A 16,381-nucleotide genomic window follows, 5' to 3' on the forward strand; every position below is an offset into this window, starting at 1 on the left:
AGTATTTTCAGTAATCAAAATTAGCAATTAATATTGTTCATGAATTAAAAGCATAGACTTTTTCATTCAACAACAAGGCACATGAGTTTGTCAGGCTGAGGCTCTCGAAGCCCCAAACAATGTGTGATTGTTCTAACAACCCCAATTGATAAACAACAATATTATGCCGATTTTCAATTATGGAATCGATCATCTCACCCCGGGTATAGCCATCGACATAGCCGAAGGCCGCTCCCAGGGTGTTTTGAATGAAGAAGCCACGCAAAAGATTTTGGCCAGTCGCCAAAATGTGCTGGATATCACCGAACAAGAAAAGATAGTCTATGGCGTAAATACCGGATTTGGATCGCTATGCACTACGATCATCAATAAGGCTGATGCTGGCAAACTGCAGGAGAATATCCTCCGAAGTCATAGTGTCGGCGTGGGTGCAGAGACTCCGCTCGATGTGGCTAAGTTGATGATGATCTTAAAAGTACACGCTTTGTCGAAAGGGTACTCGGGTGTGGCCCTGGAAACACTGGAAAGAATTATTTGGCACATTGAGAATGATTTCATTCCTCACGTACCGCAACAAGGTTCAGTGGGAGCGTCAGGAGATTTGGCACCTTTGGCTCATTTGTTTTTGCCGTTGATTGGTGAAGGGAAAATCTGGCAAGATGATCGCTGGGTTACGACCAAAGAATTATTTCAAAAGGAAAATAAAACGTCGCTCAACCTTGGGCCAAAAGAGGGTTTGGCACTAATCAATGGAACACAATTCATCGCAGCCTACGCTTTGAAGGGTTTTGTACGAATGAGTAACTGTCTTGATTCAGCTGATATTATTGGGGCTTTGAGCTTAGAGGCATTGAAAGGCTCTATGAAACCCTTTGATCAGGAATTGCATCAAATCAGACCGTATCAGGGTTCGATCTATGTAGCTGATCGCCTAGAAAAATTGGTGGCTGGATCAGAAATTATTGAGTCCCATCAAAACTGCAGCAGGGTACAAGATCCATATTCGTTACGTTGCATGCCACAAGTGCATGGTGCTTCCCGAAATGCCTGGTTGCACTTGAAGGATATGTTGACCGTAGAGATCAATTCGGTAACTGACAATCCGATCATTTGCAGTGTAGATAAAACTATTAGCGGAGGAAATTTCCATGGTCAGCCGATGGCGATGCCTATCGATTACGCTGCGTTGGCTTCTGCCGAAATTGGCAATATTTCAGATCGAAGAGTGTATCTCATGTTGGAGGGTGAAGACGAAGGGCTTCCAACACTGCTCATGAAAAACACCGGCCTCAATTCTGGCTTTATGATTCCGCAATATACTTCTGCCGCTTTGGTCAGTGAAAACAAAGGCTTGTGCTTCCCATCGAGTGCAGACAGCGTGCCTACATCCATGGGGCAGGAAGATCATGTGAGTATGGGTTCTATTGGAGGACGAAAATTTAATACCATCCTTGACAACTTAGAAAATATCTTAGGAATCGAACTCTTTTGCGCGGCTCAAGGATTTGATTTTAGAAGACCTTTAAAATCAAGCGCGATACTAGAAGAGGTGCATGCCCATGTTCGCAAACAAATCACATTCGCTACCGAGGATAGGATCTTTGGAGATGATATGATCATCGCTACTGACTTAATTAGAAATAAAGAAATTGTATCTGTAGCCCATGCTGCCGCAGATCACAACAACATTAAACTATATAACAATGAAGTATTCGGAATTTATTAATCAATACGCTTCGCATCCTAACTACAAAGCACCAACAGGAAATCAGCTACACGCCAAGACTTGGCAGACTGAGGCGGCGCTTCGTATGCTACTCAACAATTTGGATGAGGAAGTGGCGGAAGACCCATCCGAGTTGGTGGTGTATGGCGGAACCGGACAGGCGGCTAGAAATGTAGAATCACTTCAGAAAATCATTGAGCTTTTGCTGAAGCTAGAAGAGGACGAGAGTCTTTTAGTGCAATCAGGAAAGCCTGTGGGTATTGTACGTACACATGCGGAAGCCCCCCGTGTATTAATTGCTAACTCCAATCTTGTGCCTGCCTGGTCCAATTGGGAGCATTTTCAGTCGCTCAAAGAAAGAGGGTTGATGATGTATGGACAGATGACCGCTGGGAGCTGGATTTACATTGGTTCGCAAGGTATTTTGCAAGGAACCTACGAGACGTTTGTGGCTTGCGGAGAAAAGCATTTTGGTGGAAGCCTGAAAGGGAAATTGGTCGTAACAGCCGGACTAGGGGGTATGGGTGGCGCTCAGCCACTAGCCGCTACTATGGCGGGAGCAACTTTTCTTGGTGCTGACATTGACCCAGCCAGAATCCAAAAGAGATTGGATACCAAATACATTGACCGAATGACACATTCCTATGAAGAAGCACGTGATTGGGTGATGGAGGCTAAAGCTAAGGGAGAAAATTTATCGGTTGGTTTAGTGGCTGACGCTGGTGATATGTTGGAAAGACTGATTGCTGATGGAATTGTTCCTGAGGTATTGACAGATCAGACTTCTGCACACGATCCAGTATTTGGCTATGTGCCTAATGGACTGTCGTTGAAAGAAGCAGCTGAACTTAGAAAGACCGACCAAGAGAAATACAAGACACTCTCACTGAAAAGCATGGCCAGACACGTAGGATTGATGTTGGATTTACAGAAGAAAGGAAGTAAAACCTTTGACTACGGAAACAACATACGTGAATTCGCCAAGCAGGGTGGAGAGCCAAATGCTTTTGATTTTAATGGTTTTGTGCCGGAATATGTGCGACCACTATTTTGTGAAGGCAAAGGCCCATTCAGGTGGGCGGCGTTGTCTGGAGATCCTGAAGATATCTATGTGACAGATCAAGCACTGATAGAAGCATTTCCTGAAAATAAGCACATGATCAACTGGCTACAAGAAGCTCAGAAGAAAGTGGCTTTCCAGGGGATACCTTGTAGAATCTGTTGGTTAGGAATGGGCGAAAGAGAAAAGGCCGGTCTGATTTTCAATGACTTGGTAAAATCAGGCAAGGTGAAAGCCCCAATCGTGATAGGTAGAGACCATTTGGATTGCGGATCGGTAGCTTCTCCTAACAGAGAAACAGAAGGTATGAAGGATGGAACAGATGCTGTTTCAGATTGGCCATTGTTGAACTTAATGTCTAATGCTACAGGCGGTGCAACCTGGATTTCTTTTCATCACGGCGGAGGTGTAGGCATGGGTTATTCACAACACGCTGGCATGGTTGTTTTGGCTGATGGAACGGAGCGTGCAGAAAAATGTCTTAAAAGAGTTTTGCATAATGACCCAGCAATGGGTATCTTTCGACATCATGACGCTGGATATGAGAAAGCATCAAAATTTGCAGACGACTTTGATTTGAACGTCTGGAAATAGAGAATAGAATAATACTTAATTAAAGGGGGCTGTACAACAGCCCCTTTTTTTGTTATCTTCGAAAGATGACCAAAGCCAATATACTAATCACAGGAGCTTCGACCGGGATTGGCGCAGCTTGTGCTAAAAAATTCATTCAAGAGGGCTATGCTGTTTATGGAAGTGTAAGAAAACCAGGGGATGCCGGCCGGTTGAGCAAAGAGTTGGGAGAGAATTTTCATCCTTTACTGTTTGATGTAACTGATGAGCTGGCTATTCAAAAATCTGCAGCTGATTTGACAAATGAGCTCAATGGAGCCGGATTAGAATTATTAATTAACAATGCTGGTATTGCAGTGACAGGTGCTGTTGAATTACTTGACCTGGATGCTTATCGAAAGCAGTATGAGGTCAACTACTTTGGCTTGATTGCAGTAACAAAGGCCTTTTTGCCTCTGTTAGGTGCGCAAGATAACTGTCCATTCAAGCCGGGAAAAATCATCAATATGAGTTCGATTGCCAGCAAGCGAACTATGCCTTTTATGACCCCTTATGCTGGATCAAAAGCAGCTGTCGATAGTTTTACAGAAGGACTGAGAAGAGAATTGTTGGTCTATGGTATTGATGCTGTGACTATCAATCCAGGCCCCATACAAACACCTATATGGGATAAAATTGATGTAAATATGGACAAGGTTGAAGGGACGGTCTATGAACCCATACTCAAGCGCTTTATAAAACTTGTAGACAAAGAGTCTAAGGATGCGATAGATGCGGATGATTTTGCTCATCGGGTTTTTAAGACCTTCAGAAGCAATAGACCAAAAGTCTCTGATGTGGTGATTAAAAATAAATTTGTGAAGTATCACTTGCTAAGTTTAGTGCCTGCCAGACGGGTTGATCGATTTATCAAGAAAATTCTAAAAATCTAATTATGCTTGTAAAAGAACACGTTGCCCTTATTGAGAAATTTTACATTGCCTTCAATGAAAAGGATGCCAAAACTATGGCTGAATGCTATCACAAAGAATTGGAATTTGAAGACCCAGCATTCGGTGTTTTGGATTACAAGCAGGCTTGTGCCATGTGGGACATGCTGTTGAGTGGTAACAACAACATTGAAATTACTTTTAAGAACGCCTGGTCTGAAAACGAGTTTGGTGGTGTGGACTGGGAAGCTAAATACCCATTTTCAAAAACTGGGCGAAAAGTACATAACGTAATTGATGCGAAATTTGAGTTTAAAGATGGACTGATTGTAGGGCATCGAGACTATTTTGATTTCTACAAGTGGAGCAGAATGGCACTAGGTATGCCAGGAATTTTATTAGGCTGGACCAGCTATTTGCACAAAAAAGTACAAGCTCAGTGTGCTACTATGCTCAAAAAATACATGGCGGAACAGACTGTTTAGTCTTCATTTTCTTCTCCAAAATGGATCTCACCATTTTGTGAAAGTAGAATCGCCAAAGGCCTGGTGTTGTCAAATTGTCCAAAAATGATGATCAAAGTGGCTGTAATCGGAACTGATAAAATCATCCCAACCACTCCCCAGAGAAAGCCCCACAATGTTAGACTTAATAGAACCACTAGAGGACTGATATTTAACCTGCTTCCCATCAGTCTTGGGTCAAGCACATTGCCAACCAAAATCTGAATAGCACCAACGGCAACGAGGACAGTAAGCGCTATATGTGGTTCGCCGTATTGAATCAATCCGAACAAAGTGGGAAAGAGCGTCGCCACTATGGACCCGATAGAAGGAATGAAATTGAATAGAAAGATAATGAATGCCCAAAGTGCTGGTAATTCTATATCAATGATCAACAAGGCAAAATAGCTGAGTAGGCCAGTTAAAAAACTGGTAAATATTTTCACAGATAGATAGTCGTCAAAAAGGTTCGTGACCGCATTGAAAGTCTTGTAAATATTTCCACCTGCCGCAGTGGTTTTTAATACTTTTTGAATTTTCTCTTCAAACAATGTTTCTTCCAAAAGGAGGAAAACGACATAAATTAGAATGATGATAAACTGACCCACCGCCCCTGCAAAAGAACCAGCATAAGTGACGATACTGGAATTGTATTCTGAAAACATAGAATCAAATGAATGATCTAAGTTTTCGATACCAGTCAGGTTACTCAAAGAAATAAGCGCTTTGGAAATATTGTCACTGTACTGAGGTAGGTTCTGTGCCAGGCTCTTAAAGTTTGTACTTATAATTTTTGCAATCGTGTAGATGACTAGAAAAACTGCTGTTGTACTGATTCCCGTAACCAACCATTTTGGGAGCTTAAACTTCCCTATTTTGATTTTGCTGACCTGATCTCTAATTTTCTTTACGACGTACCAGATAAAAAATGAAATACAGAATACTTTTAAAAAATTCTGAAAGTACATCAAAACTGCAATTGTGCCAGCTATAACGATCATCCAGTAGGCGACATTGGCTAGTTTGAGTTCGTTGGAATTTTGCATGAAATAAAGATATGAAAATTGATGGGTTTGACTAACCCATCTTTGCTCTTTTGGTTAAGTAGGTGCTCAAAATTTTGTCGAAACCGCTTTTGATGTCAGCATCCACAAAATCAATTTTTAGCTGAGAGCATTTCAAGAATAAATCTCTGAAAGATTCATCCATCGACTTTTTATAAACTTGTTTTATTTCTGTCGGTGTCAGTTTTACAACCTGACCAGTTTCTAAATCTTCGAAGCGATAGGGCCTATCTTCAAACTGAAAGTCAAGTTCTGTTTCCTTATCATGGACATGAAACAGCAAAACTTCATGTTTGTTGTGTTTCAAATGATTGAGTGCAGAGAATAGCTCTTCCTGATCGTTTTCCTGCTGTAGCATATCAGAAAATATTACCACTAGAGATCGTTTAGGAATTTTCTCAGCTATTTCATGAAGTACCTGAGCCACATTAGTTTTCTGTTTGATCGGTGGTTTTTCGAAAAGCTGTTGATACTTATTCAGAAGATGGTGGACATGGGAAGAGGTAGACCTAGTGTCCGATTGAAAATCAATTTGATCGCTAAACGTAAATAGGCCAACAGCATCACGCTGTTTTTGTAATAAAAATGAAATAGCTGCTCCGGCCAAAATGGAGAATTTGATTTTACCATACGAAGGTTTTGGATAGTACATGGAAGACGAGGTGTCTAGCACAATGTAGCACCTTAGGTTTGTTTCTTCTTCGTAGCGCTTGGTATAAAGCCGGTCAGTTTTGGCAAATACTTTCCAGTCGATATGCCGCGTACTTTCTCCATAATTGTACAATCTATGTTCGGCAAATTCTACCGAAAACCCATGGTAAGGGGATTTGTGCAAACCGGTAATAAAACCTTCAACGAGTTGACGAGCTAATAATTCTACATTGGCGTACTCTTTGAGTTTGTTAATGTCTATATCAAATTTCACAGATTTTTTTATTAGGTCAACGGACGCAAGATATAAATGATCTGTGTCGTTGTCAATATTATAATAAAAAGTGAATTTTTAGGGGAAATTTTTAATAGGATTTAGGGGCTTGATTGATCTTATTGAGTTTATCAGGTGTGATTTGCTTTTGTGAATTAAAAAACATTATATTTAAAGCTTTTAATGACTTTAATTAATCGTTAAAATCTAAATTCTAACTACTAAATCAAACTGAAAAAAAGTGGAAGATCATAAGGATAATGAAAGAGAAGAGATATTTTCTGAGAGAGTCAGAGCGGGGAAAAGAACCTATTTTTTTGATGTAAAGGCCACACGTTCAAATGATTATTATTTAACCATTACTGAGAGTAAACGACGTTACAAGGATGATGGTTATTTCTACGAAAAGCATAAAATATTCTTATATAAAGAGGATTTCAATAAATTTATTCAAGCGCTCAATGATTCTGTCAATCATGTTAAAACTGAATTGATGCCTGAAGTTGATTTTGAGCAATTTGATAGAGAGAAAGAAGAATATGAGAGTCAACCTGCGACTGTTCCATCCAATGATGACAGCGAACTAAAATGGGATTAATATAATTCTTTGATAGAAGAAACTTAAAAGCTCTTGGGTACTCCAAGAGCTTTTTCTATTTTTAAATCATGATCAGAAGAACACTATTGTTTTTAATTATTGTCGTAGCATTATTTGTATTTAGTGCGTGGCTCTTTAGTGATATCTTCATTTACATCTGTATATCCATAGTATTGGCTACTATACTCAGGCCACTTACTAATTTTATCCATAGAACGTATATATATAGGGTAAGAATGCCTAGAGTGATAGCCATTTTGGTTTCTTACTGTGCGGTGGTAGGAGTAGTGTTTTCGTTTGTCTTGCTATTTATCCCACTGATTGTTGAGCAAGTGAATGTACTCTCCAATGTGAGCTTTGATAAGGTATATTCAAACCTGTCTCAACCGGTGGTGGCGGTAGAAAATTTTCTCATAGAATACCAACTCGTGAGTGAAGATGAGCATAGCCTCACAGAAACGATGAGATCTAATGTATTCGGATTTGTAAGTAATCTCAACTTTCGAAATATCATCAACAATCTTTTGACGTTTACAGGAGGCTTTTTTGTAAGTGTTTTGGCCATAGCTTTCATTACTTTTTTCCTTCTTTTGGAAAATGGTCTATTGAGCCGTCGATTGATTGCTATCGTACCCAATCAATATTTTGAATTATTTATTTCAGCTATACATAAGATTGAGCACTTGTTGTCCAATTATTTGATTGGATTGGTTTTGCAAATGATGGCTATTTTTTCCATCGCTGGTTTAGGCCTTTCTATATTTAGTGTAAAATATGCGCTTACGATAGCTGTTTTTGCTGCTGTGGCCAATCTGATTCCGTATATGGGTCCATTACTCGGAGCAATTTTCGGAATCATCGTTGGCCTTTCCACTAGTGGACATTTCGCCTTTGATCAGTTTACGGTTATTTTTATGTTGAAGATTGTTTCTGTATTTAGTGTCGTACAGATCACAGACAACGTGCTTCTCCAGCCACTCATATTTTCTAAAAGTGTGAAGGCGCATCCATTAGAAATTTTTGTTGTTATCTTTGCGGCCGCAAGTTTAGCCGGTATTCCGGGCATGATTGCAGCCATTCCAGTCTATACGATCATTCGTGTGTCTGTCATGGAAATCAGAGACGGATTTAAGAGCTACAGGATTTTTCAAGTATCAAAAAATATAATATAAATGGGATTGCAATGTGGGATTGTAGGTTTGCCGAATGTAGGTAAATCAACCCTTTTTAATGCATTATCTAATGCAAAGGCAGAGGCTGCCAATTTTCCTTTCTGTACGATTGAACCTAATGTAGGTGTAATTACCGTGCCTGATAATAGACTTGGTATATTAGAAAAGCTGGTTAATCCACAAAAAGTTTTACCTACTGTAATCGAGTTTGTAGATATCGCAGGATTGGTAAAAGGAGCCAGCAAAGGAGAAGGACTAGGTAATAAATTTCTGGCCAATATTCGAGAGGTAGATGCGATAGTGCACGTAACCCGTTGTTTTAATGATGACAATATTGTTCATGTTGATGGTCATGTGAACCCTGTAGCGGATAAAGATGTAATTGATACCGAACTACAATTGAAGGATTTGGAGTCAATTGACAAACAACTCCAGAAAAACGAAAAAGCAGCTAAGTCAGGGGATGCCAAGTTGAAAGCGATGGTAGAAGTGCTACGTGAATACAAAGAGTTGCTGGAATCCGGTCAAAACGCTAGAGCACTAGAGTTGACTAAAGAACGAAAAGAGGTAGTAGGACCTTTGCAGTTGCTAACCATCAAGCCAGTGATTTATGTAGCCAATGTAGAAGAGTCAGCAATTCATACTGGCAATGAACATGTAGAAGCGTTGAAAGCAGCTGTGGCAGATGAAGACGCTCAAGTGATTTTAGTGAGTGCTGCCATTGAATCTCAAATTGCGGAATTTGAAGAGCCAGAAGAAAAAGAAATGTTTTTGGAAGAGTATGGTCTGAAAGAATCTGGACTAGACAAATTGATTCGTGCTGCTTATGAGCTATTAGACTTGATTACCTACTTCACTGCTGGTGAAACTGAGGTGAGAGCTTGGACAATTAAAAAAGGATGGAAGGCTCCTCAAGCAGCAGGTGTAATTCACACTGATTTCGAAAAAGGATTTATTAAAGCAGAAGTGATCAAGATTCCAGATTACGAAGCGCTAGGTTCAGAGCAAGCTTGTAAAGAAGCCGGAAAACTAGCCATAGAGGGTAAGGATTATGTTGTTAAGGATGGTGATGTGATGCATTTCAGATTCAATGTTTGATGACTAAGTAGAAATTCAAAAGACTTAAAGCACGACGAAAGTTGTGCTTTTTTATTTCCATAGAAATGTAGTATTGACACTTTGATTGCTTGGATAATCAAATTAAGTTTGGAATAAACGAATCAATAAGTTTATGTCAATGCTAATGTCAGATATTATGATCACGGACCTCATTACCGTGACGCTGGAGGATAACCTCAAGGAAGTAGCTAATGTCTTTGATAATATTAAAATCCGTCACGTCCCTGTGGTTTCTGGAGATACTTTACTGGGTATGGTCAGCAAATCAGATGTCGCCATGATGAAGCAGTTTTGTCAAGTATTGGATTCAGGCGATCGGATATTGTTTGAAGAGCTGGAGGAGGTAAGTGTCAAAGCGCTGATGAAAAAACCAATCACGATTGACATTTCAGGAACAATCAAAGAGGCCACTGATATATTTCTGAAGAATCATTTTCATGCTTTACCAGTGGTAGACGGGACAAAATTGGTTGGTATTGTGACCTCTACAGATTTACTCAAATATTATCAGCATAAAGTAGGCTAACTTTCCTAAATCCTTGTAATAATTCCCAAAGTCATACCGCATTTTTGAATGGTCAGGGTGTGAATTGCAGGTAAAAATCCATACTTTTGCCACCTTAAAAATTAGCATTTGACCCACCGATTAATTTTTAATACAAAATTTCAACTTAATAGTAGCGATTATGGCAAATGATCCGGATATGCTTCAAAAGCAATACAACGATTACATCAAGGAGATTGAAGAAAGAAAAGAGCAGGGGCTAAGTCCTAAGCCGATTGATGGTGCAGGTCTAACAAGTGCAATAATAGCACTCATCAAAGATTCAGGGAACCAGCACAGAGACGATGCAGTCAAATTCTTTATTTATAATACTTTACCAGGAACAACGAGCGCCGCTGGAGTAAAGGCGAAGTTCTTAAAAGAAATTATTCTTGGTAATTCTATCGTAGAGGAAATCAAGCCGGATTTTGCATTTGAGTTGTTATCACACATGAAGGGTGGGCCTTCTATTGACGTATTGCTTGATTTAGCGCTTGGTGAAAATGAGGCTATTGCTAAAAAAGGAGCGGATATCCTTAAGACGCAGGTTTTCCTTTACGATGCTGATATGGCGCGATTGGAGGCTGCTTTCAATGAAGGAAATACGATTGCAAAAGATTTATTGGAAAGCTATGCCAAGGCTGAGTTTTTTACGAAGCTTCCAGAAGTAGAAGAAGAAATTGACATTGTGACGTTCATCGCTGGTACGGGAGATATCTCTACGGATTTGCTTTCTCCAGGCGCAGATGCGCATTCGAGATCAGATCGCGAGCTACATGGACAGTGTATTTTCGAACACAACAAAGAAATGCAACAAGAGCTTTCCGCTCTTAAAGCACAATACCCAGATAAGCGAGTGATGTTGATCGCTGAAAAGGGAACCATGGGCGTAGGTTCATCTAGAATGTCTGGTGTAAATAATGTTGCGTTGTGGACAGGTGTCCAGGCCAGTCCTTATGTGCCTTTCATTAACATTGCTCCGATTATAGCAGGCACCAATGGTATTTCTCCAATTTTCCTAACGACAGTAGGTGTAACTGGTGGTATTGGAATCGATCTTCAAAATTGGGTGAAGAAAAAAGATGCTGATGGTAAAACTGTAGTTGATGCTGATGGAGAGCCTGTATTGGAACAAGCTTATTCGGTAGAGACAGGAACGGTATTGACCATCAATACCAAGGAAAAAAAGCTTTACAAAAACGGAGATGTGGTAAAAGATATTTCTGCAGCACTGACACCTCAGAAAGTAGAATTTATCAAAGCTGGGGGTTCTTACGCTGTTGTTTTTGGTAAAAAACTTCAAACATTTGCTGCAAAGACTTTAGGGATAGAGGCCCCTTCAGTATTCGCCGCTTCCAAAGAAATCTCCAATGATGGACAAGGGCTAACAGCAGTAGAAAAGATTTTCAACAAAAATGCAGTGGGTACTACACCAGGTAAAACTCTGCATGCCGGATCAGATGTTCGTGTAGAAGTAAATATTGTAGGGTCTCAAGATACCACTGGTTTAATGACATCTCAGGAATTGGAAGCCATGGCTGCCACAGTCATTTCACCAATCGTAGATGGCGCTTACCAATCAGGGTGTCATACAGCTTCAGTTTGGGACAAAAAAGCTCAAGCCAATATTCCTAAATTGATGCAGTTTATGAATGACTTCGGGTTGATCACGGCACGTGATCCGAAAGGAGGATATCACGCCATGACTGATGTGATTCATAAAGTGTTAAATGATATTACAATTGACGATTGGGCGATCATTATTGGTGGTGATTCTCATACGAGAATGTCAAAGGGAGTGGCTTTCGGTGCTGATTCTGGTACTGTGGCTTTGGCTTTGGCTACAGGAGAGGCAACCATGCCAATTCCTGAGTCTGTAAAAGTGACCTTCAAAGGAGAAATGAAGAGCTACATGGATTTTCGTGATGTGGTGCATGCAACGCAGCAGCAAATGCTAAAGCAGTTTAGCGGCGAAAATGTCTTCCAGGGAAGAGTGATAGAGGTTCATATTGGTACATTGACGGCCGATCAGGCCTTTACATTTACTGATTGGACAGCAGAAATGAAAGCTAAAGCATCTATCTGTATATCTGAAGATGAGACTTTGATTGAATCGTTGGAAATTGCCAAAGGCAGAATCCAGATTATGATCGATAAGGGTATGGATAATGAGAAGCAGGTGCTCCAAGGATTGATTGATAAAGCCAATGCTAGAATTGCTGAAATCAGATCAGGTGAAAAACCTGCATTAACTCCTGATGCTTCAGCGAAATATTATGCCGAAGTAGAAGTTGACTTGGATCAAATTGCTGAACCAATGATTGCCGATCCAGATGTGAACAACGCAGATGTGTCTAAACGATATACACACGATACTATCCGTCCATTGTCTTATTATGGAGGAGATAAAAAAGTAGATCTTGGGTTCATTGGATCTTGCATGGTACACAAAGGTGACATGAAAATTTTGGCGCAAATGTTGAAAAACATTGAGTCACAAAAAGGGAAAGTTGAATTCAACGCACCTTTAGTCGTTGCACCTCCTACATACAATATCGTGGATGAATTGAAAGCAGAAGGTGACTGGGAAGTCTTACAGAAATACTCGGGCTTCGAATTCAATGATGAGGCGCCTAAGGGCGAAGCACGTACCAAGTATGAGAACATGCTGTACCTCGAGCGTCCAGGATGTAACCTATGTATGGGTAATCAGGAAAAAGCAGAACCAGGTGATACCGTAATGGCAACCTCTACAAGATTGTTCCAAGGTAGAGTGGTGAAAGATTCTAATGAGAAAAAAGGAGAATCTTTGCTTTCTTCAACACCAGTCGTGGTGATGTCTACACTCCTTGGACGTACACCTAAATTGGATGAGTACGAGGCAGCTGTAGAGGGTATAGACTTGACCAAGTTTAAGCCTTCTGGAAAGCTACTTGTGAAATAGCAAAATATTTCTAGCAATAAGGAAAGCCCAGGTCATAGGCTTGGGCTTTTTTTGTTTTCACGAAAAATCTTCCGCTGCTTTCGTTAGTCTTGTGACCAACGAATCTACTACAGCTTGTTGATTGCATGAACTATTATTCATTAGGTTCGTCTAGCATGGAATTAGGAAATCGTTTGGCCACAACTTTTGTAGGCTGTTAGTCAAAAGACCAACAAAGACGAGAAATCATAGACTAGGGCTTTTTTGTTATCAATTTTATTGATGTCTAATCACTAACGCTAGTGACATAATCCCCGTTTATTAGTTAAATTAGAAGACTAATTAGGAATAATTAAAATTATATTTATGGCATTTGATATCGACATGATAAAAAGCGTCTACGCTAAATTTCCAAATAGAGTAGAGGCAGCAAGAAAAGCAACGGGAAAACCATTAACCCTATCAGAAAAAATACTCTACTCGCATTTGACCGAAGGAGACCCATCAAAACCTTATCAAAGAGGGGAGTCTTATGTGGATTTCGAACCGGATAGAATTGCTTGTCAGGATGCTACAGCACAAATGGCACTGCTTCAATTTATGCAGGCCGGCAAGGAAAAGGTAGCTGTACCTACCACGGTTCATTGTGATCACTTGATCCAGGCAAAGATTGGTGCGGCAGCAGATTTACAAAACGCGATTAACACCTCAAATGAAGTTTTTAACTTTCTGGAATCAGTTTCTAATAAATATGGTATTGGGTTTTGGAAGCCTGGGGCAGGAATTATTCACCAAGTAGTGCTCGAAAATTATGCCTTTCCTGGTGGTATGATGATAGGCACAGATTCCCATACGGTAAATGCCGGAGGTTTGGGAATGGTAGCTGTAGGCGTTGGTGGAGCCGATGCAGTAGATGTAATGGCGGGTATGCCTTGGGAATTAAAGTTTCCAAAATTGATTGGCGTGAAGCTGACTGGCAAAATGAACGGCTGGACCTCAGCCAAAGATGTGATCTTGAAAGTAGCAGGAATCCTGACAGTAAAAGGAGGAACTGGAGCAATAGTAGAATATTTTGGAGATGGAGCCAAAAGCCTTTCTTGTACAGGTAAAGGTACCATTTGTAATATGGGAGCAGAAATAGGAGCGACTACTTCTACTTTCGGGTATGACGAATCCATGGAAAGATATTTGAGGGCCACAGGTCGGGCTGAAGTTGCTGACCTTGCCAATGGAATCAAAGAACACTTAACAGGTGATGATGAAGTGTACGCCAACCCTGAGCAATACTTTGATCAGGTCATAGAAATTGATCTATCAACTTTGTCTCCACACGTAAACGGTCCTTTTACGCCAGATTTGGCCACACCAATTGCTGAAATGGGAGAAAAGGCAAAAGCGAATGATTGGCCTACTAAAATTGAATGGGGTTTGATTGGATCTTGTACCAATTCATCCTATGAAGATATGACCAGAGCAGCTTCGATTGTAGAGCAAGCTGTGGCGCATGGCATCAAGCCTAAAGCTGAATTCGGTATTAACCCTGGTTCTGAGCAGGTAAGGTATACCATCGAAAGGGATGGAATCATCGAAACTTTTGAGAAACTAGGTACGAAGGTGTTTACCAATGCCTGTGGACCATGTATCGGACAATGGGCTAGAGCTGGAGCGGATAAGCAAGAAAAGAATACAATCGTCCATTCCTTCAATAGAAATTTTGCTAAACGAGCAGATGGAAATCCAAACACCCATGCCTTTGTCACATCTCCAGAAATGGTGGCTGCATTGGCAATATCCGGTGATTTAGGGTTCAATCCGATAACTGATACCTTGACCAGTGAATCGGGTGAACAAGTGAAGTTGAACCCGCCTAAAGGAGATGAATTGCCTTCCAAAGGTTTTGATGTAGAAGACCCTGGTTATCAGGCTCCGGCCAAAGATGGTTCATCTGTTCAGGTGTCTGTGGCGGAAGATTCTAAAAGACTTCAATTGCTAGCAGGGTTTGCGCCATGGGATGGGAAGAACATCACGGGAGCAAAATTACTAATCAAAGCTCAAGGCAAATGTACTACTGACCACATCTCTATGGCCGGTCCATGGTTGAGGTTTAGAGGTCATTTGGACAATATTGCGAATAATACTTTGATCGGTGCGGTGAATGCATTCAATGGTGAAACGGACAAAGTAAAAAGTCAATTGACAGGCGAGTATGGTCCCGTGCCTGAGACTCAGAGAGGCTACAAAGCAGCAGGAATTCCAACGATCGTAGTAGGAGATCATAATTATGGAGAAGGATCATCAAGAGAGCATGCAGCCATGCAGCCTCGTCATTTAGGCGTGATCGCAGTATTGGTGAAGTCGTTTGCGAGAATTCATGAAACTAACTTGAAAAAACAGGGAATGTTAGGATTAACTTTTGCTAATGAGTCTGACTATGATAAAGTTTTAGAAGATGATACATTTGACTTTGTTGATTTGGAACATTTTGCCTCTGGAAAGCCACTTACTATCGTAGCTAAGCATGCGGATGGGTCAGAAGATTCAATTGTTACCAATCATACATATAATGATAGCCAAATCGAATGGTTTAAAGCGGGATCTGCTCTGAATTTGATAAAAGAGCAAAATAAAGGATAAGTTCAAACGTTGAATTCTGGCAACTAAACGAAAGGGTAATTCGTTATTTCTTCGTAGATTTGCGCAGACATTTAAGAAAATAACAAGCAACGGTTTCAGCAATGAGACCGTTCTTTTTTATTATAAACCAAACATCATGAGTGTATCATATTATACAAAAGAAGGACTTCAGAAATTAAAAGACGAACTGAACCATCTTCAAACACATGGCAGAACGGATATTGCAAAGCAAATTGCTGAAGCAAGGGATAAAGGCGATTTAAGTGAAAATGCTGAATATGACGCCGCAAAAGATGCGCAAGGCTTACTAGAATTGAAAATTGCAAAGTTGGAGGTGGTAGTAGGAAATGCGAGAGTAATTGATGAATCGCAAATTGATACGTCTAAAGCATCTATTCTTTCGACGGTAAAAATCAAAAACAAGAAAAACGGTATGGAAGTGAAATACACACTCGTTGCCGAAGAAGAAGCTGATTTGAAAGCCGCAAAAATTTCTGTAAAATCACCTTTTGGTAAAGGGTTGTTAGGAAAGAAAGTTGGAGAAGTAGCTATCATAGATGCGCCAGCCGGTAAAATCGAGTTTGAAATTTTAGAAATCGGACTTGCATAAT

General features: G+C 40.4%; 13 protein-coding genes. 11 read left to right on the forward strand and 2 right to left on the reverse strand.

Translation table 11 applies throughout. The features are described from left to right. Window positions 1-163 precede the first annotated feature (163 nt). The 4 genes from hutH (at window position 164) to ACOQO5_RS19180 (ending at window position 4,773) form a co-directional block, all read left to right on the forward strand. Entirely contained in the window at window positions 164-1,726 is a 1,563-nt protein-coding gene (hutH, locus tag ACOQO5_RS19165) for a histidine ammonia-lyase (RefSeq protein WP_420583300.1), read from the forward strand. Further along, window positions 1,704-3,380 carry a urocanate hydratase gene (hutU, locus tag ACOQO5_RS19170; RefSeq protein WP_420583301.1) on the forward strand — a complete coding sequence of 559 codons (1,677 nt, stop codon included), beginning with the start codon at window positions 1,704-1,706 and terminating at the stop codon, window positions 3,378-3,380. The genes hutH and hutU overlap by 23 nt, the downstream gene beginning before the upstream one ends. A gap of 65 nt (window positions 3,381-3,445) precedes the next feature. After that, window positions 3,446-4,291: an SDR family NAD(P)-dependent oxidoreductase gene (locus ACOQO5_RS19175; RefSeq protein ID WP_420583302.1), complete on the forward strand. Its 846-nt coding sequence runs from the start codon at window positions 3,446-3,448 to the stop codon at window positions 4,289-4,291. 2 nt (window positions 4,292-4,293) lie between these two features. Continuing rightward, complete coding sequence (locus ACOQO5_RS19180; protein ID WP_420583303.1) at window positions 4,294-4,773, forward strand: nuclear transport factor 2 family protein; 480 nt, start codon at window positions 4,294-4,296, stop codon at window positions 4,771-4,773. On the opposite strand, the gene ACOQO5_RS19185 is transcribed toward ACOQO5_RS19180, so the two are convergent. Together ACOQO5_RS19185 and ACOQO5_RS19190 are read right to left on the reverse strand one after the other, a co-directional pair. Next, complete coding sequence (locus ACOQO5_RS19185; protein WP_420583304.1) at window positions 4,770-5,837, reverse strand: AI-2E family transporter; 1,068 nt, start codon at window positions 5,835-5,837, stop codon at window positions 4,770-4,772. The genes ACOQO5_RS19180 and ACOQO5_RS19185 overlap by 4 nt on opposite strands. A 31-nt stretch (window positions 5,838-5,868) precedes the next feature. Next, on the reverse strand, window positions 5,869-6,780 hold the full coding sequence (locus ACOQO5_RS19190) for a DUF58 domain-containing protein (protein ID WP_420583305.1): 912 nt from the start codon (window positions 6,778-6,780) through the stop codon (window positions 5,869-5,871). Between the two features lie 241 nt (window positions 6,781-7,021). On the opposite strand from ACOQO5_RS19190, the gene ACOQO5_RS19195 reads away from it, so the two are divergent. From ACOQO5_RS19195 to greA, 7 genes are all read left to right on the forward strand, one after another. Next, a complete protein-coding gene (locus ACOQO5_RS19195; protein ID WP_420583306.1) occupies window positions 7,022-7,378 on the forward strand; it encodes a DUF3276 family protein in 357 nt (118 codons plus the stop codon). A gap of 68 nt (window positions 7,379-7,446) precedes the next feature. Next, the gene (locus tag ACOQO5_RS19200) at window positions 7,447-8,550 is read left to right on the forward strand and encodes an AI-2E family transporter (RefSeq protein ID WP_420583307.1); all 1,104 of its coding nucleotides are present in this window, start codon (window positions 7,447-7,449) and stop codon (window positions 8,548-8,550) included. After that, window positions 8,551-9,648, forward strand: a complete 1,098-nt coding sequence (gene ychF, locus ACOQO5_RS19205) for a redox-regulated ATPase YchF (RefSeq protein ID WP_420583308.1) — start codon at window positions 8,551-8,553, stop codon at window positions 9,646-9,648. It abuts the gene before it with no gap. A gap of 157 nt (window positions 9,649-9,805) precedes the next feature. Beyond that, window positions 9,806-10,195, forward strand: a complete 390-nt coding sequence (locus ACOQO5_RS19210; protein WP_420583309.1) for a CBS domain-containing protein — start codon at window positions 9,806-9,808, stop codon at window positions 10,193-10,195. Between the two features lie 160 nt (window positions 10,196-10,355). Further along, entirely contained in the window at window positions 10,356-13,157 is a 2,802-nt protein-coding gene (locus ACOQO5_RS19215) for a bifunctional aconitate hydratase 2/2-methylisocitrate dehydratase (RefSeq protein ID WP_420583310.1), read from the forward strand. A gap of 345 nt (window positions 13,158-13,502) precedes the next feature. After that, entirely contained in the window at window positions 13,503-15,770 is a 2,268-nt protein-coding gene (locus ACOQO5_RS19220; protein ID WP_420583311.1) for an aconitate hydratase, read from the forward strand. A gap of 133 nt (window positions 15,771-15,903) precedes the next feature. Next, window positions 15,904-16,380, forward strand: coding sequence for a transcription elongation factor GreA (greA, locus tag ACOQO5_RS19225; RefSeq protein ID WP_420583437.1), 477 nt, complete (start codon window positions 15,904-15,906; stop codon window positions 16,378-16,380). The last annotated feature ends 1 nt before the right edge of the window (window position 16,381 follow it).

Origin of the sequence: Reichenbachiella sp. (assembly GCF_965223055.1) — a bacterium.
Classification (GTDB): domain Bacteria; phylum Bacteroidota; class Bacteroidia; order Cytophagales; family Cyclobacteriaceae; genus Reichenbachiella.